This is a genomic window from Serratia grimesii (assembly GCF_900186025.1).
In the GTDB taxonomy this organism is placed as follows: Bacteria; Pseudomonadota; Gammaproteobacteria; order Enterobacterales; family Enterobacteriaceae; genus Serratia; species Serratia grimesii.
On sequence record NZ_LT883155.1, the window covers coordinates 2,889,138 to 2,914,561 of the forward strand.

21 protein-coding genes, 2 tRNA genes and 3 other RNA genes are annotated in these 25,424 nt (G+C 49.6%); 12 read left to right on the forward strand and 14 right to left on the reverse strand.

The genetic code is table 11. The features are described from left to right. Positions 1-69: 69 nt before the first annotated feature. From oppA to SGBXF1_RS13610, 3 genes are all read right to left on the reverse strand, one after another. Positions 70-1,707, reverse strand: a complete 1,638-nt coding sequence (gene oppA, locus SGBXF1_RS13600) for an oligopeptide ABC transporter substrate-binding protein OppA (RefSeq protein WP_037425717.1) — start codon at positions 1,705-1,707, stop codon at positions 70-72. Positions 1,708-1,857: 150 nt separating this feature from the next. Next, a complete protein-coding gene (locus SGBXF1_RS13605) occupies positions 1,858-3,495 on the reverse strand; it encodes an ABC transporter substrate-binding protein (protein WP_130380972.1) in 1,638 nt (545 codons plus the stop codon). Positions 3,496-4,186: 691 nt separating this feature from the next. Beyond that, positions 4,187-4,831 (reverse strand): YchE family NAAT transporter, encoded by a 645-nt coding sequence (locus tag SGBXF1_RS13610; protein WP_037425714.1) that lies wholly within the window; start codon positions 4,829-4,831, stop codon positions 4,187-4,189. A gap of 524 nt (positions 4,832-5,355) precedes the next feature. Here SGBXF1_RS13610 and adhE point away from each other — a divergent pair. Continuing rightward, positions 5,356-8,028 carry a bifunctional acetaldehyde-CoA/alcohol dehydrogenase gene (adhE, locus tag SGBXF1_RS13615; protein WP_186426993.1) on the forward strand — a complete coding sequence of 891 codons (2,673 nt, stop codon included), beginning with the start codon at positions 5,356-5,358 and terminating at the stop codon, positions 8,026-8,028. A 126-nt stretch (positions 8,029-8,154) separates the two neighbouring features. Here the strand turns inward: adhE and SGBXF1_RS13620 are convergent, their stop codons facing one another. Continuing rightward, positions 8,155-8,739 carry a thymidine kinase gene (locus SGBXF1_RS13620; protein WP_061806405.1) on the reverse strand — a complete coding sequence of 195 codons (585 nt, stop codon included), beginning with the start codon at positions 8,737-8,739 and terminating at the stop codon, positions 8,155-8,157. Positions 8,740-9,439: 700 nt separating this feature from the next. Here SGBXF1_RS13620 and hns point away from each other — a divergent pair. Further along, entirely contained in the window at positions 9,440-9,847 is a 408-nt protein-coding gene (gene hns, locus SGBXF1_RS13625) for a histone-like nucleoid-structuring protein H-NS (RefSeq protein WP_006321188.1), read from the forward strand. 206 nt (positions 9,848-10,053) lie between these two features. Here hns and SGBXF1_RS13630 read toward each other — a convergent pair whose 3' ends face one another. The 5 genes from SGBXF1_RS13630 to rssA form a co-directional block, all read right to left on the reverse strand. Next, positions 10,054-11,064 (reverse strand): NAD-dependent epimerase, encoded by a 1,011-nt coding sequence (locus SGBXF1_RS13630; protein ID WP_186426994.1) that lies wholly within the window; start codon positions 11,062-11,064, stop codon positions 10,054-10,056. 9 nt (positions 11,065-11,073) lie between these two features. Continuing rightward, positions 11,074-12,417 (reverse strand): UDP-glucose dehydrogenase family protein, encoded by a 1,344-nt coding sequence (locus tag SGBXF1_RS13635; RefSeq protein WP_037425699.1) that lies wholly within the window; start codon positions 12,415-12,417, stop codon positions 11,074-11,076. A gap of 43 nt (positions 12,418-12,460) precedes the next feature. Beyond that, positions 12,461-13,378 (reverse strand): UTP--glucose-1-phosphate uridylyltransferase GalU, encoded by a 918-nt coding sequence (galU, locus tag SGBXF1_RS13640; RefSeq protein WP_186426995.1) that lies wholly within the window; start codon positions 13,376-13,378, stop codon positions 12,461-12,463. A gap of 199 nt (positions 13,379-13,577) precedes the next feature. Next, positions 13,578-14,591 carry a two-component system response regulator RssB gene (rssB, locus tag SGBXF1_RS13645; RefSeq protein WP_186426996.1) on the reverse strand — a complete coding sequence of 338 codons (1,014 nt, stop codon included), beginning with the start codon at positions 14,589-14,591 and terminating at the stop codon, positions 13,578-13,580. Between the two features lie 105 nt (positions 14,592-14,696). Further along, complete coding sequence (rssA, locus tag SGBXF1_RS13650) at positions 14,697-15,602, reverse strand: patatin-like phospholipase RssA (protein ID WP_084797499.1); 906 nt, start codon at positions 15,600-15,602, stop codon at positions 14,697-14,699. A gap of 141 nt (positions 15,603-15,743) precedes the next feature. On the opposite strand from rssA, the gene SGBXF1_RS13655 reads away from it, so the two are divergent. From SGBXF1_RS13655 to SGBXF1_RS13700, 10 genes are all read left to right on the forward strand, one after another. Further along, the gene (locus SGBXF1_RS13655; protein ID WP_186426997.1) at positions 15,744-16,208 is read left to right on the forward strand and encodes a YchJ family protein; all 465 of its coding nucleotides are present in this window, start codon (positions 15,744-15,746) and stop codon (positions 16,206-16,208) included. 125 nt (positions 16,209-16,333) lie between these two features. Then, on the forward strand, positions 16,334-17,182 hold the full coding sequence (gene purU / locus SGBXF1_RS13660) for a formyltetrahydrofolate deformylase (protein WP_037425687.1): 849 nt from the start codon (positions 16,334-16,336) through the stop codon (positions 17,180-17,182). Positions 17,183-17,340: 158 nt separating this feature from the next. Then, positions 17,341-17,425 (forward strand) — tRNA-Tyr (locus tag SGBXF1_RS13665). Between the two features lie 96 nt (positions 17,426-17,521). Further along, a tRNA-Tyr gene (locus SGBXF1_RS13670) sits at positions 17,522-17,606 on the forward strand. A 47-nt stretch (positions 17,607-17,653) separates the two neighbouring features. Next, positions 17,654-17,780, forward strand: a non-coding RNA gene (locus SGBXF1_RS13675) — RtT sRNA. 46 nt (positions 17,781-17,826) lie between these two features. After that, a non-coding RNA gene (locus tag SGBXF1_RS13680) (RtT sRNA) lies at positions 17,827-17,955 on the forward strand. Positions 17,956-18,002: 47 nt separating this feature from the next. Continuing rightward, positions 18,003-18,129: non-coding RNA, RtT sRNA (locus SGBXF1_RS13685), on the forward strand. Between the two features lie 223 nt (positions 18,130-18,352). Beyond that, the gene (locus tag SGBXF1_RS13690) at positions 18,353-18,925 is read left to right on the forward strand and encodes an LOG family protein (RefSeq protein ID WP_037427044.1); all 573 of its coding nucleotides are present in this window, start codon (positions 18,353-18,355) and stop codon (positions 18,923-18,925) included. Between the two features lie 102 nt (positions 18,926-19,027). Next, positions 19,028-19,834 (forward strand): exodeoxyribonuclease III, encoded by an 807-nt coding sequence (gene xthA, locus SGBXF1_RS13695; protein WP_186426998.1) that lies wholly within the window; start codon positions 19,028-19,030, stop codon positions 19,832-19,834. Positions 19,835-19,879: 45 nt separating this feature from the next. Next, entirely contained in the window at positions 19,880-20,281 is a 402-nt protein-coding gene (locus SGBXF1_RS13700) for a pyrimidine (deoxy)nucleoside triphosphate diphosphatase (RefSeq protein WP_186426999.1), read from the forward strand. A gap of 17 nt (positions 20,282-20,298) precedes the next feature. Here SGBXF1_RS13700 and SGBXF1_RS13705 read toward each other — a convergent pair whose 3' ends face one another. The 5 genes from SGBXF1_RS13705 to SGBXF1_RS13725 form a co-directional block, all read right to left on the reverse strand. Then, positions 20,299-20,592 (reverse strand): YnjH family protein, encoded by a 294-nt coding sequence (locus tag SGBXF1_RS13705; protein ID WP_061806420.1) that lies wholly within the window; start codon positions 20,590-20,592, stop codon positions 20,299-20,301. After that, on the reverse strand, positions 20,589-22,514 hold the full coding sequence (locus tag SGBXF1_RS13710; RefSeq protein WP_186427000.1) for a DNA topoisomerase III: 1,926 nt from the start codon (positions 22,512-22,514) through the stop codon (positions 20,589-20,591). Before SGBXF1_RS13710 ends, SGBXF1_RS13705 begins: the two co-directional genes overlap by 4 nt. Continuing rightward, positions 22,514-23,632, reverse strand: coding sequence for a tRNA 2-selenouridine(34) synthase MnmH (gene mnmH / locus SGBXF1_RS13715; protein ID WP_186427001.1), 1,119 nt, complete (start codon positions 23,630-23,632; stop codon positions 22,514-22,516). The genes SGBXF1_RS13710 and mnmH overlap by 1 nt, the downstream gene beginning before the upstream one ends. Further along, entirely contained in the window at positions 23,632-24,675 is a 1,044-nt protein-coding gene (selD, locus tag SGBXF1_RS13720) for a selenide, water dikinase SelD (protein ID WP_037419680.1), read from the reverse strand. The genes mnmH and selD overlap by 1 nt, the downstream gene beginning before the upstream one ends. Before the next feature lie 156 nt (positions 24,676-24,831). After that, on the reverse strand, positions 24,832-25,383 hold the full coding sequence (locus SGBXF1_RS13725) for an NAD(P)H nitroreductase (protein ID WP_037419683.1): 552 nt from the start codon (positions 25,381-25,383) through the stop codon (positions 24,832-24,834). Positions 25,384-25,424 lie beyond the last annotated feature (41 nt).

Here is a 25,424-nt window from a genome sequence, read left to right on the forward strand (position 1 = left end):
GCTGCAGCCTGATAACGGCTTATTATTCTCAACATATACCGGCGGCTTTCACCGCCGGTACTTACCGTATCAATGCTTGATGATGTACAGGTTTTTGTCGTACACGTTATCAAGTGGGTCTTTACCGGTATAACCCCCAACATAAGGTTTCACCAGACGGGCATTCACATAGTAATACACCGGCACAATCGCTGAGTCTTTATCCAACTGAACTTCAGCTTTTTGGTACAGTTCTGCACGTTCTTCTTTAGTTTTCGCTGTCAGCACGTTCGCCATCAGCTTGTCGAACTCCGCGCTCTTATAGTGCGGGGTGTTACTGCTGCTGTCAGACAACATCATGTTCAGGAACGAACTTGGTTCGTTGTAGTCAGCACACCAGCCAGCACGCGCGACATCATAGGTACCCTGATGGCGAGTATCCAGGAAGGTTTTCCACTCCTGATTCACCAGTTTCACATCTACACCCAGATTTTTCTTCCAGATAGATGCAGCTGCAATCGCCAACTTTTTGTGCAGATCAGAGGTGTTATACAGCAGAGAGAACGTCAGTGGTTTGTCTGGGCCGTAACCCGCTTCAGCCAACAGCTTTTTCGCAACTTCGTTACGTTTTTCCTGCGTCCAACCGAACCACTCCGGTGGCGTCAATTTAGCGCCATCAGTGTAAGGTGGTGTGAAGCTGTAAGCTGGCAGGTCACCCTGGTTTTTCACTTTATTGGTGATAATGTCGCGATCCAGACCCAACTTCAGTGCTTCACGTACACGTTGATCGGTAAACGGCGCTTTCTGGTTGTTAATTTCATAATAATAAGTACACAGGTACGGATCGACGTGAACTTCTTTCGGGATCTCTTTCTTCAATTTCTGGAACAGTTCAATCGGCATGTTGTTATAGGTCATGTCGATTTCGCCAGTGCGGTAGCGGTTCACATCGGTAACTTCCGATGAAATAGGCAGGAACGTGACTTTATTAATGATGGTTTTCGCGTTATCCCAATATTCCGGGTTACGTTCCAGGACGATACGTTCGTTAACAATCCAATCTTTTAATTTATAAGCGCCATTGCTGACGTAGTTTTGTGGCAGGGTCCACTTCTCACCAAACTTCTCGACTGCCTCTTTAAACACTGGCTTCATCGCATAGTGTGGGGTCATTTCAACCAAGTAAGGCACCGGCTCGGTCAGGGTGACCTGGAAGGTGTGATCGTCGATGGCTTTTACGCCCAGCGTTGATTTATCTTTCTTGCCGGCGATGATGTCATCCACGTTTTCTACGTGAGCATATTGCAGATAGCTGGCATAAGGGGAAGCCGTTTTCGGATCAACAACGCGCTGCCAGCTATACACGAAATCTTGTGCCGTTACCGGCTTGCCATTCGACCATTTTGCGTCTTTACGCAGATGGAAGGTCCACACTTTAAAATCTTTGTTATCCCAGCTTTCCGCTACACCAGGAACGATAGAACCATCTGGACCGTTGTTGGCCAAACCTTCCATCAGGTCACGCGTTACGTTGTTTTCTGGTACGCCTTCAATTTTGTGCGGATCCAGGGACTGTACTTCCGAGCCATTGTTTTTAACGATTTCTTGCTTGTCCGCCAGTTGCACGCCCGCTGGCACGACGGCCGCAAAAGCACTTCCGGTTGCTGTGATGCCCAGAGCGGCAATGATGCCGACTGCAAGGATGGTTTTTTTCGTGATGTTGGTCATGTGTATACTCCAGTTTTTATTATCACAGGCTCGTCGTGGAGCCTGCGTTGCCCGTGAGCGGACCTTGTTAAACCGACTGCCGAGGAACGAATACGGCAGTTGGCCTTCCCTGTATTACTCACCCTTGTTAGCGTGACGTAATACCCCTCGTTACTGCTTGATGATGTACAGGTTTTTCACATCGGTGTAATCCAATGGGTCTTTACCGGTAAAGCCTCCCACCGACGGTCTGATCAGGCGCGCACTGACGCGGTAATACACCGGGATCAGCGCCGAGTCTTTATCCAACTGAGCCTCCGCCTGCTGATACAAGGCTGCACGCGCAGCCTCATCCGGCGCTTTTAGCGTGCTGGCCATGATGGCGTCAAACGCTGGGCTCTTGTAGAAAATAGTGTTGATGCTGCTGTTGGAGAGCACCAGATTAAGGAAAGCGCTTGGCTCGTTATAATCACCGCACCAAGTGGCCCGCGCCACGTCATATTGCCCCTGATGGCGGCTTTCAAGAGAAGTTTTCCACTCCTGATTACGCAGCGTGACATCTGCACCTAGGTTTTTCTTCCACATTGACGCCGCAGCGATCGCCTGCTGTTTATTTTGGTCAGAGGTGTTGTACAGCAAGGTGAATTTCAACGGATTTGCCGCGTTGAAGCCTGCCTCGGCTAACAGTTTTTTCGCCTCTGTATTGCGCTGTTCCTGGCTCCAACCTGCCCATTCTGGCGCAGTGAATTTGGCGCCCTCCGTAAAGGTTGGCGTAAAGCTGTAGGCCGGAATCTGACCCTGCCCCATGATTTTGTTAGCGATGATGTCGCGATCCAGCGTCAGTTTCACTGCAGCACGCACCCGCGGATCGGTAAAGGGTGCACGCTGGTTGTTGATCTCGTAATAAAAGGTGCACAGATAAGGGTTAACGTGCAGTTGCTCAGGGATCTCTTTCTTCATCTTCGCGAACAGATTCGGTGGGATGGCGCTGTTGGTGATATCAATTTCACCGCTGCGGAAGCGGTTGACATCACTGACCTCTGAAGTAATTGGCAAGAACGTTGCCTTATCGATGATTGTTTTCTTGTTGTTCCAGTAGCTCGGGCTGCGTTCAAGCACAATTCGCTCATTCACCACCCACTCGTTCAAACGGTAAGCGCCATTACCGACATAGTTCGTAGGCAGCGTCCATTTGTCGCCAAACTTCTCGACGACCGAACGTTTTACTGGTTTCAGCGAAGTATGGCTCAGCATACTAATAAAGTAAGGCACCGGCTCACTCAGGGATACCTGCAACGTTTTATCATCGATAGCTTTAATACCGAGAGTCTGCGGACTTTTTTTCCCGGTCAGGATATCGTCGATATTTTCAATCTTGGCGTACTGCAGATAGCTGGCGTAGGGCGAGCCAGTTTTCGGATCGGCCAGGCGCTGCCAGCTATAGACAAAGTCCTGCGCGGTAACTGGCGAACCATCACTCCATACCGCGTCGGGACGCAGGTGGAAAGTCCAGGTTTTGAAATCCTGGTTTTCCCACTGGGCCGCCGCCGCCGGCACCACGTGCCCATTAGCATCGGTGCTGACCAGCCCTTCCAACAGGTTAAGAATAATATTACTTTCTGGTATTCCCTCGACCTTATGCGGATCCAATGAAGCCACTTCCGTGCCGTTGTTAATTACAATGCTCTGCTGCTCTGCCAATTGCACTCCAGCCGGAACATCGACCGCCTGAGCAGAATAAACGGCGCTGACACTCAGCAAACCGGCAATGAACATAGCCAATGGAGTACGCTTTCGGGTTTGCTGCATGGTCGAGGCTCCTTTTCACCAACAAGCATTGCTTATCGATATTCGTGAAGTATTTATAAGAATTCTAAATAACAGGCACCAGCAAAAATCATTCCCACTTTGACGACGCGATACGGTTAATTACGCGTAGAAAGTTGCTCGGAAATTAGCAGAAGGCAAATTCCATAGCCAATAATTTTTACAGAAATGTTAAGCAATTCTCTTTTATTGCATCAGGCACGATCTTCCCCCCTGACGAGCAAGAGATGAGGCCAAGCAATAACAACATGATTTTTATCACAAAAAATAAGAACAAAACAGTAAAAGCCATGCACAGCAAACCAACGCGCCAAGCAAAGAAACATTCAGTTAACAAAGTCGAACTTCAAAGAACAAACATCTGCTTATGTGCGGTTAATCACTAATAACACCTGGATGAAAGCGAGACAAGCCCTACAGAATGATGTGATTAAATTAACAGCAGATTTTATATTCAGAAGGCAAAAAAGGGCAATAACGGCGGGAGATAAAGGCTGAAAACAGCGCTTAGGGGTTTTATTGAACAACAAATTGAGATTTATGCCACATTGTGGTGCACACTGAATAGAATTCATTCATATTGCGCACTATATTAATGCGAACCAATAATTGATTTTAATTTTTAAAAATAATTTGAGCCACGAATAATACTGTTCGTGGCTCAGCGAGCAGATTACAGCAGTCCAGGGAAAATGGCCTTGATTCCGGTAACGATAAACTCAATCCCCAATGCCATCAGCAGCAACCCCATGATTCGGGTGATCACGTTAATGCCGGTTTGCCCCAATAAACGCACCAATAATGGAGCGGCACGGAACAACAACCAACAACAGAAAGCGAACAACGCAATAGCCAGAGTAAACCCCAACAGGTTTTGCCAGCTGTGGTAGCGAGAACTCCAGACGATCGTAGAGCTGATAGCACCCGGCCCCGCCATCAGTGGCAACGCCAGCGGTACGACACCAATACTTTCACGGATCGCGCTCTCTGACTTCTCTTGTTTATTCTGTTTGTCCTCACCCAGCTTCCCACTGATCATCGACATCGCAATGGTCACCACCAGGATACCGCCGGCAATTCGGAACGAATCAATAGAGATACCGAACATGCGCAAAATCCCTTCCCCCAAAAAGAGAGAGGTCCACAGGATAATGGCGACCGACAAGTTAGCCGTCAGGTTTGTTTTATTGCGCCCTGCCGCCGCTTGGTAGCTGGTCATGCTAATAAACACCGGCAAAATTCCCACCGGGTTCACCAGCGCAAACAGGCCGACAAAAAATTTAATGAAGCCGGAAAAATCCAACAGAGATTGGCCCACAAATGACTCCGCTTTAATAGCTCTAAAAAGTGACACTGCCTACGCGCGCTAATGTAATGGAATTACCACGGGTAATCCATTGGTCGTGAGCGGGATTTTTATCTATTCATATCCGCACTGATAAAATAATTCGCCATTGTTAAAGCAATGTACGGTTTATGATTTTTTATGTTGAAAAAGTGCCTGTCATCGCAGTTATCAAGAATAATTCTCAAAAACCACAGCTGAATGGTGTCAGCTTGCGTTTTTTATGATTTAAATCACAAAATCACTAACCAAGAGTAGTTAAGCTCTTAGTCGTAGTCAGGGAGTAGAACAGGTTAAGGAAAAAGTGGCATCTCTGTTCGGCCCGCTGTCTTCTCCTGCTGAAGCATCGGGTAAAGCTCTTTAAGCAAATCAGCAGCATGCGACACAAAAAGGTGGAAAGCCTTTGTTTTTAAAACAGCATTTTCCATCATTCTGTCTATACTAGTGGCTCGCACGGCTGATTTACTGAAAGAGTTTAACATTATCAGGAGAGCATTATGGCTGTAACAAATGTCGCTGAACTGAACGAGCTAGTTGCACGAGTCAAAAAAGCCCAGCGCGAATATGCCAACTTCACTCAAGAGCAAGTTGATAAGATTTTCCGCGCTGCTGCCCTCGCCGCTGCCGATGCCCGTATTCCTTTGGCCAAATTGGCCGTCGAAGAATCCGGTATGGGTATCGTTGAAGATAAAGTGATCAAGAACCACTTCGCATCAGAATTTATCTACAACGCCTATAAAGATGAAAAAACCTGCGGCATTCTGGCCGAAGACCATACTTTCGGTACCATCACCATTGCAGAGCCTATTGGCCTGATTTGCGGTATCGTGCCAACCACCAACCCAACTTCTACGGCCATTTTCAAAGCGTTAATCAGCCTGAAAACCCGTAACGGCATTATCTTCTCCCCACACCCACGTGCGAAAAACGCGACCAATAAGGCCGCAGATATCGTGCTGCAGGCAGCGATTGCTGCCGGGGCGCCAAAAGACATCGTAGGCTGGATCGACCAACCTACCGTTGAACTGTCCAATCAATTGATGCACCACCCTGACATCAACCTGATCCTCGCAACCGGTGGTCCAGGCATGGTGAAAGCCGCCTACAGCTCCGGCAAACCGGCAATCGGCGTTGGTGCAGGTAACACCCCTGTAGTGGTTGACGAAACTGCAGATATTAAGCGTGTCGTTGCCTCAATTCTGATGTCTAAAACCTTCGACAGCGGTGTTATTTGCGCCTCTGAGCAATCTGTCATTGTGGTTGATTCAATCTATGATGCAGTGCGCGAACGTTTCGCTACCCACGGTGGCTACATGCTACAGGGTAAAGAGCTGAAAGCCGTACAAGACATCATCCTGAAAAACGGTGGCCTGAACGCAGCTATCGTTGGTCAGTCAGCGCCGAAGATCGCTGAGATGGCTGGCATTAAAGTGCCGGCAAGTACCAAGGTTCTGATCGGTGAAGTGAAACTTGTTGATGAAACAGAACCTTTCGCTCACGAAAAACTGTCCCCTACACTGGCCATGTATCGCGCTAAAGACTTTGCTGACGCCGTCAGCAAAGCAGAGAAACTGGTTGCCATGGGCGGTATCGGCCACACCTCTTGTCTGTACACCGACCAGGATAACCAGCCGGAACGCGTTGCCTTCTTCGGCGACAAGATGAAAACCGCGCGAATCCTGATCAACACCCCGGCATCTCAGGGTGGTATCGGTGACCTGTACAACTTTAAACTCGCTCCGTCTCTGACGCTGGGCTGCGGTTCCTGGGGCGGTAACTCCATCTCTGAAAACGTCGGTCCAAAACACCTGATCAACAAGAAAACTGTAGCGAAGCGAGCAGAAAACATGTTGTGGCATAAACTTCCGAAATCAATCTACTTCCGCCGTGGCTCATTGCCTATCGCGCTGGAAGAAGTAGCGACCGACGGGGCAAAACGCGCCTTCATTGTGACCGACCGCTACCTGTTCAATAATGGCTATGCTGACCAGATCACCTCTGTTCTTAAGTCACACGGCATTGAAACAGAAGTGTTCTTTGAAGTTGAAGCAGATCCAACACTGTCCATCGTGCGCAAAGGCGCTGAACAGATGAACTCCTTCAAACCTGATGTGATCATCGCGTTAGGCGGCGGTTCACCGATGGATGCGGCGAAGATCATGTGGGTACTGTACGAACATCCTGAAACCCATTTCGAAGACCTGGCGCTGCGCTTTATGGACATCCGTAAACGTATCTACAAGTTCCCGAAAATGGGCGTCAAAGCGAAAATGATCGCCGTGACCACCACCTCAGGTACCGGTTCAGAAGTAACGCCATTTGCAGTAGTGACCGACGACGTTACTGGCCAGAAATACCCACTGGCTGACTATGCACTGACACCAGACATGGCCATCGTTGACGCTAACCTGGTTATGAATATGCCGAAATCCCTGTGCGCCTTTGGCGGCCTGGATGCGGTGACCCACGCACTGGAAGCGTATGTTTCAGTACTGGCGAACGAATACTCTGATGGCCAAGCGCTGCAAGCGTTGAAATTGCTGAAAGAATACCTGCCAGCCAGCTACAAAGAAGGTGCCAAGAATCCAGTCGCCCGTGAGCGTGTGCACAATGCTGCAACCATTGCCGGCATCGCATTCGCCAACGCCTTCCTCGGGGTTTGCCACTCAATGGCCCACAAACTGGGCTCTGAGTTCCATATCCCACATGGTCTGGCTAACGCCATGCTGATCTCCAACGTTATTCGCTACAACGCGAACGACAATCCAACCAAGCAAACGGCTTTCAGCCAGTACGACCGCCCTCAGGCACGTCGTCGCTACGCAGAAATCGCCGACCATCTCGGCTTGAGTGCACCGGGTGACCGTACCGCACAGAAAATCGAGAAGCTGCTGACCTGGCTGGACGAGATCAAAGCTGAACTGGGTATCCCGGCATCAATCCGCGAAGCCGGTGTGACAGAAGCTGACTTCCTTGCTAAGGTCGACAAACTGTCTGAAGACGCCTTTGACGACCAATGTACCGGTGCCAACCCACGTTACCCGCTGATTGCCGAACTGAAGCAAATCATGCTGGATACCTTCTACGGACGTAAGTTCAGTGAAGCGGTTGATGAAGAAGTTTTGGCGGCACCCGTTGCGGCTAAAGCAGAAAAGAAGACCAAAAAATAACGGTTAATTAAACCAGCAAAAAAACCGCCGAAAGGCGGTTTTTTTTCTCTTACGCTGTACTTCAAACTACCTGGCAATACCGTCGCACTAAAGTGCTGCCAGAAGGCGCTCTACAGCATCCAGATGTTACTCTAATGCCTGTAGCGCTTCCTTGTAATGCTTACGGCAAACGGAGACGTAGCTCTCGTTACCGCCTATCACGACCTGCTCACCGGTATGCATCGCCTGCCCACTTTCATCCAGCCGCAGTACCATGTTCGCCTTACGCCCACAGTGGCAGATGGTTTTCAATTCCACTAGTTTATCCGCCCAGGCCAGCAAGTATTGACTGCCGATGAACAACTCACCCAAAAAGTCGGTACGCAAGCCATAACACAGAACCGGAATATCCAGTTGGTCCACAACATCGCACAGTTGCTCGACCTGTTCCTTCGTCAAGAACTGGCTTTCATCCAACAAGACGCAGTGTACGGGCTGCTGTTGATGTTCCTGCGCGATCATCGCATACAGCATCGACTCATTATTATAGAGCTGTGCCTGCGATGACAGACCGATCCGCGAGCTAACCTTGCCGACACCGAAACGGTGGTCTATTTCGGCAGTAAACACCAGTGTACGCATACCACGTTCTTGATAATTATATGAAGATTGTAACAACGCAGTAGATTTCCCTGCGTTCATAGCAGAGTAATAAAAATAAAGTTGAGCCATGGGCCCGCGACTCCAATGGTATAAGAAATATTCAGACACTGATTCAGCAGCCAAGTGTACCATAACCTGCCACCCTGCTCACCCCTTCGGTTTAATCAATATCCCAGTCAAACGAATACCAAACTTTCAAATGAAACATTCCATTCTGCACCACTGCGCTTTTACATCTATTTACAGGACGATCCCTGTCTGTCATCACATTTAATTACTGCTAATGATTAGCATCAGGCATTAATCGTCAATCAGAAAAGAGAAACCACCAGCATGACTCCTGGTTGGTAAAGGATTAAATCTATTAACGCCTGCTGACAGTACCCCAGCGTATTTAATGGCATAAAAAAGCTAACAACACAGTTCTTGACGTTATCTTTACTCGTATACCCCCATTGTTTACAGTGTTTGCATACTAAAGCGCGTGATTTAACCCACAAAACTCATCGTAATATTGATATAAAACACAATTATAACTTAGCCATGAATGCCCTTCTGGCGCGGTAATCATACCGGCACTGTTGAAAATTTGACTTAAAAATTGAGCTTGTAATACTTATGTCTCCTCCTTATATTTGCCAGAGAGTTCTGATTACACCTTTTTAAAAGATGAATTTGAGCGTTCCTTTCAATTTGTCTATTGCAGAAAAGAAAAGAGCACTCTATTATTATCCAGACGCCCCCACCAATATAATTTGAGACTAGGACAATGAGCGAAGCATTAAAGATTTTGAACAACATCCGTACTCTACGCGCACAGGCAAGAGAATGCAGCCTGGAAACGCTGGAAGAGATGCTTGAAAAACTGGAAGTTGTTGTGAACGAACGTCGCGAAGAAGACAGCCAGGCTCAAGCAGAAGTTGAAGAACGCACCCGCAAACTGCAGCAATATCGTGAAATGCTGATTGCTGACGGTATTGATCCAAATGAACTGCTGCAAACTATGGCTGCAACTAAAGCAGCAGGTAAAGCTAAACGTGCAGCACGTCCGGCCAAATACCAATATAAAGACGAAAACGGTGAACTGAAAACCTGGACCGGCCAGGGCCGTACCCCAGCAGTGATTAAGAAAGCTATCGAAGAGCAAGGTAAATCCCTGGACGATTTCCTGCTGTAATAGCATTTCGCTGCATGTTAAAAAGGCTCCTCAGGGAGCCTTTTTGTTATGTCTAATTCCCGGAAAGCTAGATTATACAAACTCGGTTTTACACAATAATCTGAAGTAGACCGTCTCTTTCATTCACTTCCCAGACTGCCACCCTGCCTTTCCTGAAGCATAAAAAAGGGGCCAAAGCCCCTTATAGCATTTTACGCACAGCTCAATTACTGAGCGTTATAAAATGACTTATACCATTCAACAAAGCGTTTCACGCCTTCTTCAACACTGGTTTCCGGCTTAAACCCTATCACACGATAGAGCTCCGCAGTATCAGCACTGGTATCTAGCACATCGCCAGGTTGCATTGGCAACATATTCTTGCGTGCTTCGATCCCTAATGCCTGCTCCAGTGCCTTGATATATTCCATCAGCTTCACGGGCGTGCTATTGCCGATATTATAGACATGATACGGCGCGGAACTGGTTGCCGGTGAGCCCTGTTCAACTGTCCAGGCTGGATTTGGCTGAGGAATAACAGCCTGCAACCGAACAATAGCCTCTGAGATATCGTCGATGTAGGTAAAGTCACGGTGCATCTCCCCGTGGTTATATACATCGATACTTTCACCAGCCAATATGGCTTTAGTAAATTTAAACAGCGCCATATCTGGGCGCCCCCACGGACCATATACGGTAAAGAAACGCAAGCCAGTGGTAGGCAGACCATATAAGTGGGAGTAGCTGTGTGACATCAGCTCATTGGCTTTTTTAGTTGCCGCGTACAATGAGATCGGATGATCGACAGAATCTTCGGTTGCAAATGGTAGCTTACGATTGAGGCCATATACCGAACTGGAAGAAGCATATAACAAATGCTCGACTTTATTGTGGCGACACCCTTCCAACACATTTACATGCCCGATAAGATTCGCGTCCGCGTACGCCAACGGATTTTCCAGCGAATAACGCACCCCGGCTTGCGCACCCAGATGAATCACTCGCTGAAATTTATGCTCGGCAAACAACTTTGCCATACCTTCACGATCGGCCAAATCCAGTTTAATAAACTGAAAAGCAGGCTTATTCGCAAGCAGGTCAAGGCGGGCCATTTTCAGACCCACATCGTAATAATCATTCAGGTTGTCGATGCCGACAACCTGATGCCCAGCGGCCAACAGACGCTCAGCAGCGTGATAACCAATAAATCCTGCCGCACCTGTAACCAGGAATTTCATATATATACCTTAAATAACCGGCTGAATGGATGCACCGCGACCGATCGCATAATAAGTAAAGCCACGGTTTTCCAAACGCTCTGGATCAAACAGATTGCGACCATCAAAGATCACCGGTTGCTTTAGCGCGCTTTTAATTATGTCGAAATCAGGTGCACGGAAGTTTTGCCATTCAGTGCAAATAACCAGCGCGTCAGCACCATGTAGCGCCGCTTCTTTGGTGCCTACCAGCTTCAGGTCATCACGCTGACCATAAATGCGCTGCACTTCGTTCATCGCTTCAGGATCGTAGGCCTGGACGGTGGCACCGGCTTCCCACAGTTGCTCCATCAGAACACGGCTGGAGGCTTCACGCATATCGTCAGTATTTGGCTTGAATGCCAAACCCCATAGTGCAAAAGTTTTGCCTTTTAAGTCTTCACCAAAGTGATGCTTAATAAACTTGGTCAGCTTATATTTCTGTTGGTAGTTAACCTGCTCAACAGCCTGCAACAGTTTTGGTTGGTAACCGATATGCTCCGCAGTGCGGATCAGTGCCTGGACGTCTTTCGGGAAGCAAGAACCGCCGTAGCCGCATCCTGGGTAGATAAAGTGGTAGCCAATGCGGGAATCAGAACCGATACCCTGGCGCACTTTCTCAATATCCGCACCCAACATTTCGGCCAGGTTAGACATTTCGTTCATAAAGCTGATTTTGGTTGCCAACATGCAGTTGGCCGCGTACTTGGTCAGCTCAGCACTGCGAATATCCATCATAATCATGCGATCATGATTACGGTTAAACGGCTCATACAGCTCACGAATAGGTTCGATCACATCCATGTTATCGGTACCAATAACGATACGTTCCGGACGCATGCAGTCCGCGACTGCCGCACCTTCTTTCAAAAACTCCGGATTGGAAACCACGTCGAAAGGTACAGAGCTACCGCGTTTCTGCAACGTTTCTTGCATAACCTGGCGGACTTTATCTGCAGTACCTACCGGCACGGTAGATTTGTCGATCACCACTTTGTGCTCGGTCATGTGTTCCGCAATGGTACGTGCTACAGCCGTCACATATTTCAAATCGGCAGAACCGTCTTCGTCCGGTGGCGTACCTACAGCAATGAACTGAATGCTACCATGCGCAACACCTGCTTTCGCATCGGTGGTGAACTGCAGACGGCCAGCTTCATAGTTTTGTTGCACCAACGGCGTCAGGCCGGGTTCAAAAATAGGGATGTTCCCTTTCTTCAGGTTTTCGACTTTACGTTCGTCAATATCAATACACATAACGTCATGGCCAACCTCAGCCAGCACCGCTGCCTGTACCAGACCAACATAGCCAATACCAAAAACTGTTACTTTCATGGGAAAATCCTAGTTTTTCAAATTAAGATGAAAGATAAATAAATTATTTCTTATCAGCGGCCAACAATTGGCTCAACCACTGCGAAAACTCTTGTCCCAGCCCGGCATGGCGCATGCCATATTCGACAAATGCCTTCATATAATCCAGCTTGTTACCACAATCATGGCTAATCCCTTTTAGGTGATAAGCCTCTACCGTTTCTTGCTGCATCAGCATTTCAATACTGTCGGTCAGCTGGATTTCACCGCCAGCGCCCGGAGGTGTTTTTGACAGTAACGGCCAAATACCTGCAGAAAGCACATAGCGACCAACGATGGCTAAGTTAGATGGGGCTTCATCCGGCGAGGGTTTTTCGACTACGCTGACCATCGGGGTGCTTTCACCTGGCTGCAGTTCATACCCTTTACAATCAGCTACGCCGTAATTACCCACATCTTTATGAGGTACGGGTTCGACCATAATTTGGCTGACACCGGTTTTTTCAAACCGCTCTAACATTTCGTGCAAATTATCTTTTTTCAGATCGGCGCTGTACTCATCGAGGATCACATCCGGCAAAATCACGGCTACCGGCTCGTCACCAACCAGTGGATAAGCGCACATAATAGCGTGCCCCAGCCCTTTGGCTACCCCTTGACGTACCTGCATAACAGTTACACCTTTCGGGCAAATAGACTGCACTTCGTCCAGCAGCTGACGTTTAACGCGTTTTTCCAGCATCGCTTCAAGTTCGAAACTGGTGTCAAAATGGTTTTCGATCGAATTCTTGGAGGAATGGGTAACCAACACAATCTCGTTAATCCCAGCCGCAATACATTCATTGACAACGTATTGGATCAAGGGTTTGTCAACCAGCGGCAGCATTTCTTTTGGAATGGCTTTTGTCGCTGGCAACATCCGTGTTCCCAAGCCTGCAACCGGGATCACAGCCTTTCTGACTTTACGATTTACAGCAGGCATTATTTCCTCTCTTAATATTGCTCATTTTGTGAGCTTTTTCGCCATATGAAAAACCTTCGGAGTATACCAGCTTATGAGTGTCTGGCATTAACCGCAGCACAAATAGAAAAAATTTAAGACAATTACCCAACCAATGGCCTGAGGAAGAAATAAGCACATCGAATATTTGTATTTCAAATAATGTTTTTAGAGGATCACGTTATTCGGTACTGAGCATCAACCGCAGTCTGCCTCCAGATCCCCAAACCTGACACTGCCAGGCTGCACAATGCTGGCTGATTTGATTCATGTAGGTCGCACCCAGCGTGCCAAGCGGCACCCCATTGTTCAGTTGAATTTGGCTATCACCGGTATTAACACTGGCATGAAGACCCGCTGAGACTAAAATCAGGTTTTTATATTCGGTGTGATAATAACCGACCAACAATGGGAATTGTCCTTCCAGTTTGCCTTGACGTAATAATTGATTAACTTGCTTTAACAATGCGGTCATTTGCGGCAACCGATGACGCTGATTAGCTAAATGATCCTGTAACAAGCCATTAAATAAAGCGCGTAACAGCAACGCCGCCAATACACCGTTATCTCCTGCGCGAGTTACATCCAAACAATAGAACGCCAGATCCTTATCCGACAGCGCTGCAATATCCAACACCAATCCAGGGTTCTCGCCCGTCGTTAATTGTCGATAATTAATGCGGCAATGAGCAATGGTCTGTTGTACCGGAGGCTGTAACTGCTTGAGCAACTTTACGGCTTCAGAAGGATTTTTACTCAATGCATCCCAATCCTGAAGCAGCTCTGCTTCCTCAATCGCCTGGGAGGTAAACATATTGGGGTAGAGACAACCTAACACAGCTTCACGCAGGCGGTTAAGATCGGTAACGGGCTTTAACAATACATCCTGTACACCCAAACGCAGTACCTTGGCGATATCCGCCATTTTATCGGTGGCTGATATCACCAGCACCGGAATTTGCACACCTTGTAGACGAAGATGCTCAACAAACTCTATCCCGTCCATTTCCGGCATCGCCAGATCGCACAAGATTAAGTCGGGCTTCACGTCGTCCACAGCACTCAGCGCTTGCAAACCATTGGTCGCCTCACTGGTTTCCGCACCCAACGATTTCAAATAGCCAACAAGCACAGAACGAAAAACCAGTTCGTCCTCAACGATCAAAATGCGCTTGTGAGTCAATGGTAATGCCATCAGCCGAGCCTCTTCCCTTTCAATAGTGTAATAGTGGCTCAAAAAGGCCATTTCTGCTTGTCGGAAATGGGCCTTATCTCAGGCCACCTCCGCAACATCTGATAATTATTTGTTTTTTATCAACGGTAAAAGCATATCAATCTGTTTTTCAACGGCCAGTTTACCCGCTGCAATCGCTTCATCGGCACGGTGGAAATCCAACGTCGAAATTTGCGGACAATAGGGTTGGAGCAAGACATCTGGCGGGTCACCTGCCATACGATTACGTTTCAGTCTATTTTCCAATACCTGGATCGACGTTCCCATAATTTCCATCGCTGTTGGCGTAAAATTAGGCTTTCTGTTCGTCATTTTGCTGATACGGTCTCTTAACCGTCCTCGCCAATTATCCGTGGGGATATCGCCTGAAGTTTCTGAGTCATGCTGGCGTACAGAGAACAAATCCTGCTGCATCAAATGCGCATCATGTTGCAAGTCAACGGCAATAACGAGATCGGCTCCCAATGCACGAGTTAACGAAATGGGGACAGGGTTCACTACCGCACCATCCACCAGCCAATAACCATCAAACCACACCGGTGCCAACAAGCCGGGCATGCTGCACGACGCACGCACTGCTTGATGAATATCCCCTTCGGTCAACCACAATTCTCGTCCGGTACTTAGGTTCGTCGCCACTGCACCAAACTTTAGCGAACACTCGGCGATATCGTTGATTTCTAATAATTGCCCCACCGCATTGAACACCCGCTCACCACGCAACAGACCGCCACGCTGCCAAGAAAGATCCATCAAGCGGATCACATCCCAATAGCTAAATGAACGAACCCAAGTCTCCATGGCTGGCAAACGGTGGCTGGCAAAAGCAGCACCGACCAGTGCCCCCACTGAGCAACCGGCTACTATATCGACTTCAACACCCAATTTCTTTAGGGCGTTGATCACGCCGATATGCGCCCACCCTTTAGCGGAACCCGCGCCCAATGCCAGTCCAATCTTAATTTTTCGCATCATTCCGCCTCTTCCCGGTGAATTGTATCAACTCTGCTGCCAGCGTAGATTGTCACGATCGAATAATGTTAGGTAACATATGCGCTAAATCCCTTTCAGCATCGGCCCGTTCTTTTTGTTCCGGCCATTTTAGGAGTCAACTTGCCAGAATTATGCCCCTGCGGCGGCGGACTGGAGTATAGCGTATGCTGCGAACCCTACATCAATGGCACCAAAACGCCACTGACCCCCGGTAAGTTGATGCGTTCACGCTTTAGCGCTTATGTGAATCACAACGTCGATTACTTAATTGCGACCTGGCATCCCGATTGTCATGCCGATGAGTGGCGTAATGCGATCGTTGATAGCTTCAAGAACACCGAATGGCTCGGCCTGACGGTGGTAGAAGAAAAACAGGGCCATGAGAACGACGAAGGTTTTGTCGAGTTTATTGCCCGTTTCATCGACAGCAGCACAGGCGAACACAAAGCAATGCACGAACGTTCGCGCTTTCTTCAGCTTGAACAACGCTGGTACTATATTGATGGTACCAAACCCCAGCCTGGCAGAAATGCGATTTGCCCCTGTGGTTCAGGTAAAAAATATAAAAAGTGCTGCGGCCGTTAACTGGCAGCCACTGCGACTCATCGATTTTAGACCGCTGCCATTTCGGCAGTCGTTTGAAAGTGAAGACTATAAAATGCTCGCCTGCGCAGACAGGACGTTCAGTATCAGACAGGATCCTCATCGCCATGCCACATCAAAATGTCCAAAGAAAAGTTTTGCGTACCATTTGTCCGGATGCCAAAGGCCTGATCGCCAAGATCACCAACATCTGTTACAAGCATGAACTCAACATTATTCAGAACAATGAGTTTGTTGATCACCGCACCGGTCGTTTCTTTATGCGTACCGAGCTGGAAGGTATTTTCAACGATACGACTCTGTTGGCAGATCTCGACGGTGCATTGCCGGCAGGTTCCGTTCGTGAACTGCATAATTCCGGGCGCCGCCGCATCGTAGTTCTGGTAACCAAAGAGGCGCATTGCTTGGGCGATCTGCTGATGAAAAGCGCCTACGGCGGCCTGGATGTCGAGATCGCCGCGGTTATCGGCAACCATGATACATTGCAAACGCTGGTAGAGCGTTTCGATATTCCGTTCCATCTGGTCAGCCATGAAGGCCTGACACGCGATCAGCACGACCAAAAAATGATGGCTCAGATCGACCAATATCAGCCGGACTATGTGGTGCTGGCCAAATATATGCGCGTATTAACCCCTGCATTCGTTCAACATTACCCGAATCAGGTGATCAATATTCATCATTCATTCCTGCCAGCCTTTATCGGGGCACGGCCTTATCATCAGGCTTATGAGCGTGGAGTGAAAATTATCGGAGCCACCGCACACTACGTTAATGATAACCTGGACGAAGGCCCAATCATCATGCAGGACGTGATTCATGTCGATCATACCTATTCTGCAGACGATATGATGCGTGCTGGACGTGATGTAGAGAAAAATGCGCTCAGCCGCGCGCTGTATCACGTGCTGGCCCAGCGCGTATTTGTCTACGGTAACCGGACTGTCATTTTGTAATTGCTCAATAAAGCGGTGCCTTTCGTTCAGGGATGCACCGCCACGGGTAAAAAATCGGCAAACGATTCATTTTCTGCATTTCAATACTTTACACGCGCTCTTCATTTGATATGATGCGCCCCGCTTACCGAGACAGATGTTTCGCAAGCAAGGCCAGTGGTGGGGTTCCCGAGCGGCCAAAGGGAGCAGACTGTAAATCTGCCGTCACAGACTTCGAAGGTTCGAATCCTTCCCCCACCACCATCTTCTCTCTGTTTAGAGTGAAGGCGCAGTAAAGAAACCGGCCAGGTTTCTTCCGGATGATACCGGAACTACAATTTGTAAAATCATGAATACCATGGTGGGGTTCCCGAGCGGCCAAAGGGAGCAGACTGTAAATCTGCCGTCACAGACTTCGAAGGTTCGAATCCTTCCCCCACCACCATCCTTTTTATATACCCCCCAGAATCAAATCAAACCTGACAGCATCCATATCCCCCCTTACCGGGAAGGATGAGAAGCTTCGACAAGGTTCGAGTCTCATGCAATGAGACAACGCGCTTCAGCGCGGCCCGCAGGGCGAGGGGTGCAACGACGAGTAATCCTTCCCCCACCACCATCCTTTTATATACCCCAAAAAATCAAATCAAACCTGACAGCATCCATATCACCCCTTACCGGGAAGGATATGAGAAGCTTCGACAAGGTTCGAGTCTCATGCAATGAGACAACGCGCTTCAGCGCGGCCCACAGGGCGAGGAGTGCAACGACGAGTAATCCTTCCCCCACCACCATCCTTTTTATATATCCCCCAAAATCAAATCAAACCTGACAGCATCCATATCACCCCTTACCGAGAAGGATGAGAAGCTTCGACAAGGTTCGAGTCTCATGCAATGAGACAACGCGCTTCAGCGCGGCCCACAGGGTGAGGAGTGCAACGACGAATAATCCTTCCCCCACCACCATCCTTGTATTCCCCCCCAGATTTAAATCAAATTTGAATGCTCCATATAACTCCCAAACGGGAAGGATGCGAAACGTCCAGTATTACACTGTAAATATTTCCCTTCAGCCTCTCAGATTTATCATTTATCAATTCCCTTAACCATTCAGCAGATCCTCAACTTGAACTCCGGCTAACAATTCGCTATACCACTGACTTCTTTAATGCAGTAAGGAAAGAAGTGCATGCGTAACAATATCTGCGTTTTTTGTGGCGCCAGTGAAGGCGTTAACCCTGCTTATGCCGATAACGCACGGCAGTTGGGCCAAATACTTGCCGCTCAGGGCCGACGTTTAATCTATGGCGGCGGTAAGAAAGGATTAATGGGCATTGTGGCTGATGCCGTGCTGGCCGCAGGTGGCGAGGCCATTGGCATCATTCCTGAACGATTGGTAGAAGCAGAAACTGCACACCGTGGCCTGACTGAACTGGAAGTCGTACCCGACATGCACACGCGTAAAGCCCGCATGGCAGCCCTGGCAGATGGTTTTATCGCATTGCCCGGTGGCATAGGCACGCTGGAGGAGTTGTTCGAAATCTGGACCTGGGGACAGATCGGTTACCACAGCAAACCGGTCGGCCTGCTGGATGTAAACGGTTTTTATCGCCCGTTAAACGGTTTCTTGCAGCATGTGGCCGATCAAGGCTTTATGCGTCATGACTACCTCAACACCCTGCACATCAGTGACTCTGCGCAGACCTTGCTGCAGCAGTTCGACGATTACCAACCAAAGACTTACGATCGCTGGGCGAAATAGCACAGCACGCCGCTGGCGGCCATTGCCGCTGGCCTGCGTTACATTTCTGGCCAAACTCTGCTACTATCTCAACACATTTTTCTCGTAAAAACGGCATCGCTCATGAAGTTTGTCTCTTTTAATATCAATGGACTGCGTGCGCGTCCGCACCAACTGGCCGCCATCATCGAACAGCACCAGCCTGACGTGATTGGTCTGCAAGAAACAAAAGTTCACGATGACATGTTCCCTCTGGAAGAGGTCAGCCAGTATGGTTATCACGTGTTCTATCACGGCCAAAAAGGCCACTACGGTGTAGCGCTGTTGACTAAAGAAAAACCGCTCGCCGTACGTCGTGGTTTCCCGACCGACGAAGAGGACGCACAGCGCCGTATCATTATGGCCGATCTGGCGACGCCTCAAGGCACACTGACGGTGATCAATGGTTATTTCCCTCAGGGTGAAAGCCGCGACCATCCCATCAAGTTCCCCGCCAAAACACGCTTCTATCAGGACTTGCAGAACTACCTGGAACAGCAAATGTCGGTAGACTCCCCCGTCCTGGTGATGGGTGATGTGAATATCAGCCCAAGTGATTATGATATCGGCATCGGCGAAGAAAGCCGCAAGCGTTGGCTGCGGACCGGTAAGTGTTCGTTCTTGCCGGAAGAGCGTGAATGGATGGACCGCCTGATGAACTGGGGTCTGGTTGATACCTACAGACATGCAAACCCAGAACGTAACGATGAATTTTCATGGTTCGACTACCGTTCACGCGGTTTCGATGAAAACCGAGGTCTGCGTATCGATCTACTGTTGGCCAGCACGCCACTGGCTGCACGTTGCACCGCAACCGGGATCGATTATCAGATCCGCGGAATGGAGAAACCCTCGGATCATGCCCCGGTCTGGGCGGAATTCTCGCTGTAATTAACCCAACCCCGGCCATTGCCGGGGTTTCGCTATGTGGTACAGATGAAAATAATCGATGTCGTCGCTGCCATCATTGAAAAGAATGGCAAAATTCTCTTGGCGCAACGCGATGCCAGTAGCGATCAAGTTGGTCTGTGGGAATTTCCCGGTGGGAAGGTCGAAGCGGGTGAAAGCCAGCCACAAGCACTGGCACGTGAACTGGATGAAGAATTGGGGATTATCGCCAGCGTCGGCAACTACGTTGCCAGCAACCAGTGGCAGCAAAACGAACGCATTATCCGTCTGCATGCCTGGCGTATTGAAGCGTACAGCGGTGAATTACAAAATCGCTGTCATTCCGACTTTGTGTGGGTAACGCCGGAGCAGGCGTTTGACTATCCTCTGGCCCCGGCTGATGTACCGTTATTAGGCGCCTATATCACTGCGCGGCAGACAGAAACTTAACCATAAGCGTTACGATGTCACTTCTTTAATCGCACCCAGACCAAGGGATTGGTCCCAATCACATTGGGATCACGTACGCACTGCAGCGTTTCCCCTTCTACCTTGAGCACTGCACCTTCAGAATAGTTTTGATTCTGATAAATACAACAGCGGCTGCAAGGTTGTACCGCAGGCTGGGCGGCAGCACTTTTCGCCGTGCCCCAAATTTCCGGAGATACCGGCACAACGACATCCACGTCGCCACGATGGGCCGTTGCTGCAGCGGAAAATAGCAGTGTGCCAGTCGCCAGCATCAGTAACCTGTGATTCATTCACTCTTCTCCCGCGCCTTACCGGCGCTTTTTTTACGTTTCTTCGCCCCGGAGGAAGGTGACGGCGGCAACCCGCGAAACGCCATACTCGCCCGGCTCTGCTTGGCCTGATAAATTAGCTCCTGCAAAGTACCTAACAGAGGTTGCATAAAGTCCTGGTAGCGACAGGATTTTTCACTGATTTGCGTCAGTGTAGCTTCCCAGTTAGCCGTCATATCAGGACGGGCAGCAATATCCGGCAACGAATGGATCAATGCACGACCCGTTTCGCTAGAGTGAATATAACGTCCCTTTTTATACAAAAATGCCCGCTTGAACAGTAATTCAATGATCCCCGCGCGCGTGGCCTCGGTTCCTAAACCATCGGTCGCTCGCAGGATTTTCTTTAGCGCTTTATCCTGAACGAAACGCGCAATACCTGTCATGGCGGAAAGCAGACTGGCGTCGGTGAACGGCCTTGGGGGTTGGGTCTGACGCTCAACCACCTCACCGCGCTCACACAACAGTTCGTCATCTTTTGCCACCACCGGCAACGGTGCGCCTTCGTTTTCTTCATCACGCTCTTTACTGCCCAATAACGTCCGCCACCCTGCCTCTGCCAAAAAACGTGCCTTGGCAGTAAACTTGCCACCAGCAATATCCAGCTCAATCACACACTTGCGGAACATAGCGTCCGGGCAAAATTGCATCAAATATTGACGCGCAACTAACCCGTAAACATTCAATTCGTCCTGGCTGAGGTTCACCTTACTGGCACGGGCGGTAGGAATAATGGCGTGGTGAGCATCCACCTTCTTGTCGTCCCAACAACGATTACGACGATCGCTATCGATCACCGGCTGTGGGTAAAGATCTGGTTGATGAACACTGATGGCGTTTAAGACCGAATGACGTCCGGCGAAATGTTCTTCCGGGAGGTACCGACAATCGGAACGTGGGTAGGTGATCAACTTATGGGTTTCATACAACCGCTGACATACATCCAGCACCTGTTGCGCGCTCAGGTTAAAGCGTTTAGACGCTTCAATCTGTAAGGTCGACAGAGAAAACGGCAACGGTGCAGTATCTGATTCCCGTTTATCATTATAAGATGTCACCAGCGCCGGCTGGCCTTCGATACGCTTGAGCACATGCTCTGCCAATGGCCGATGCAGCAAGCGCCCCTCTTCGTCCTGATAAGGCTCACAGGACTCGCTGGGTTGCCAGAGAGCGACAAAATGCTCCTCTTTTGGCGTCACAATGTGTGCTTTCACTTCGAAGAAGTCTTTCGACACAAAGTTTTCAATCTCTTCATCACGCCGAACCACTAGCCCCAATACCGGCGTTTGCACCCGTCCAACAGACAGCACGCCATCATAACCAGCATTGCGCCCCAAAATAGTGTAGGCGCGGGTCATATTGATGCCATACAGCCAATCAGCACGTGAACGAGCCAATGCGGAAACGCACAGTGGGATAAAGTCGCGGTTATCACGTAACCGTTCAATAGCGCGTTCTACCGCTTGCGGGTTGAGATCGTTAATCAGGCAACGGCGAACACTTTGACGTTTTTCCGGCGTCAGTGCCAAATAGTCCAGCACTTCGTCCACCAGCAACTGGCCCTCGCGATCGGGGTCACCAGCATGCACAACTTCGTCGGCGTCCTGTAACAGCTTTTTAATGGCATTCAGCTGTTTGCTCACCGAAGGTCGTGGCTGCAATTGCCACTTCTCAGGAATAATTGGCAGGTCAGCCAGCGACCAACGCGCATAACGGCTGTCATAGGCATCGGGTTGCGCTTGCTCTAATAAATGGCCCACACACCAGGTGACCACATCATTGTTACCACAAGCGATAAACCCGTCGCCGCGGCGATGCGGTTTGGGAAGTACGTCGGCAATGGCGCGCGCCAAACTCGGTTTTTCGGCAATAAACAGTCGCATTATTCACCGTTATTCTGGCTGTACGTCATCAGGAAATCTCTTACTTCAGCATAATTCCCGCGGAATACAATTCGCTGGGATTTCTTTTCCAATTGATAGTGATACATCGGATCGTAGTAATGCTGCAACAGCGACACCAGCCACTCCTGATGTCCATCACTATTACCGCTGGCATATTGGCTCTGTAATGCCCATTCCAGGCGCTGCGTCAGTTGTTGGAAACGTTCCATCCCCAAGCGACGGCGAATGGCAAACAGGCCGTGATGCAGATACTCACCGTATTTCTGCCAGCCCAACTCTGCCCCATAAACCTGTTCAAATTCGAGCCGCATGCGGTCAATGTATTCGTGCTGCAACCGTGCCAATCGCACCTCAAAGGGGTCGTCTATCACCGCCACAGGTGCTTGCTGCATACGGTTGAAGATGGGTAATGGCAGATTATTGCTGCCGATAATACGCCCTTCATCTTCCAGTACCCAGCGGCGGCAGCCACCATGCTGTTTTTTCAGCAATAACACAGCCAGACGATTCTCAAAATCAATCTGAGTGCTTTGTTCCACGAGCGTTCGGCCAAAAGATGAACCGCGATGGTGTGCGGCACCTTCCAGATCGACCCCATCGGCCAGTTCATTGATTAACAGCGTTTTACCGCTCCCGGTATTGCCACCGATCAACACCATTGGCAATTCGGCGCTCTGCTCCAGCGTAGTGAGCAAGAAATTGCGCAGCGCCTTATAGCCGCCTGTAATACGTGGGTAGGAAACACCGGCTTCACGCAGCCACTGCTGTACCAATTGTGAACGCAGACCACCACGGAAACAGTAAATATACCCTTCTGGCCATTGAGCGCATTGCGCCAGCCATGCCGCTGTTCGTTCTTCACGTAGTCTGCCCGTCACCAGGCTGTGACCCAATGCAATTGCAGCCTGCTGCCCCTGCTGCTTGTAACAGGTGCCGACCGCTTGCCGTTCTTCATCATTCATTAACGGCAAATTCATTGCATTGGCGAACGCGCCCTGCTGAAACTCAACAGGGGCGCGCACATCTATCAGCGGAATCTCTTGCAAAAAAATACGGCGATAGTCTTGGGTATCCACCCGCTCTAGCGTTACGGACACTACACAACCTCTATCAATGGCTTAGCCGGCACTGGCGCATGGAGTTCACCAATAGCCTGGAGTTGAATACCATGACGTTCGGCAATGGCCAACACCTGCGGTTCCGCCGCCGGCAACACAGCCAATAACAAGCCACCAGAAGTTTGCGGATCGCAAAGCAGTTGACGCTGTAAATCGGTCATTTCACCGACCAAATGGCCATAGCTGTCAAAGTTACGCCCCGTGCCACCCGGCACGCACCCTTCAGCGATATAACGTTCGATATCCGGCAGCTTCGGCACCTGATCAAACCATACCGTTGCCTGTAGGCCTGAGCCCTGGCAAACCTCACTCAGATGTCCCAGCAGACCGAAGCCGGTGACATCGGTCATCGCCGTCACGCCCTCGACGTCGGCAAAATCCGCGCCAGGTTTGTTCAGTTGGCACATGACTTCGGTTGCCAGTCCTTCATGTTCAGGACGTAGTTTGCTCTTCTTCTCGGCAGTGGTCAGAACACCAATACCCAACGGCTTGGTCAGGTACAGTTTGGCTCCAGCCTGAGCGGCACTGTTTTTCTTCACCCGTTCAGTATTAACAATACCGGTGACCGCCAGACCAAAAATAGGCTCAGGCGCATCAATAGAATGGCCGCCAGCCAGAGCAATACCCGCCTGTTGGCAAGCATAGCGCCCACCGTCGATCACCTGTTGTGCCACTTCCGGCGGCAGCGTGGCAATCGGCCAGCCAAGAATAGCAATCGCCATGATCGGCTTTCCACCCATGGCATAGACATCGCTGATCGCATTCGTCGCGGCAATGCGGCCAAAATCAAACGGATTATCGACGATCGGCATAAAAAAGTCGGTGGTGCTGATAATGCCAACACCGTTACCAATGTCATACACCGCCGCATCGTCACGAGTTTCATTGCCAACCAACAAACTCGGATCGACAAATTTCTCCCGCTCACTGTGCAGAATAGTTTCGAGAACTTTCGGTGAGATTTTACAACCACAGCCAGCGCCATGGCTGTACTGGGTTAAACGGATCGCTGGCGATGACATATACCACTCCCTTCGGTTAACGGCATTCAAGATATCATAGGGTAGCGCTTGCCGACGGGATTGGTAAGAGCAGGTTGTCGATAACCGAACAGCCTGCTCAGAAACAACACAGAATGGCGGGATTTAGTGCATTTTTTCCGCAACCCGCGCCGGGGATCAGAAATAGCTGACGAATGGAGTGCTGTCTGGAGCGATCACTTTGGTAGACGCTTTTAGCTGAGGTGTGCCCAAATACAGGAAACCGACAATTTCATCCTGTTCGCGGCAACCAAAAGCGTCACGAACCAAAGGATGTTCGGTCCAGGCACCCGTGCGCCAGATACCGTTAAACCCCTGAGCCAATGCGGCCATCTGCATTGCCTGCACCGCACAACCGGCGGATACAACCTGCTCCCAACGCGGTACCTTCGTTTCTTCGGTGCAATGCGCCACCACAGTGATAATCAATGGAGCACGAAATGGTGCCTTAGTCGCTTTTTCTATCGCGGCATCATCCATTTCGTCTTGTTTTGCAGCAGCTTGTAACAATTGGCTAAAACGCTCCAGCCCCTGATCTTCGATCATCACGAAACGCCATGGTTGCAAAGCACCGTGGTCTGGCGCCCGCAGACCTGCGTTAATGATATTCTGACGAACCTCACCTGTAGGCGCAGGGGCCGCGAGGCGCGACGCAGAACGGCGATTCAGTAAAAGATCCAGTGCATCCATCGTAAACTCCTGATAACAATTTTCATTACGATCACGTTAAC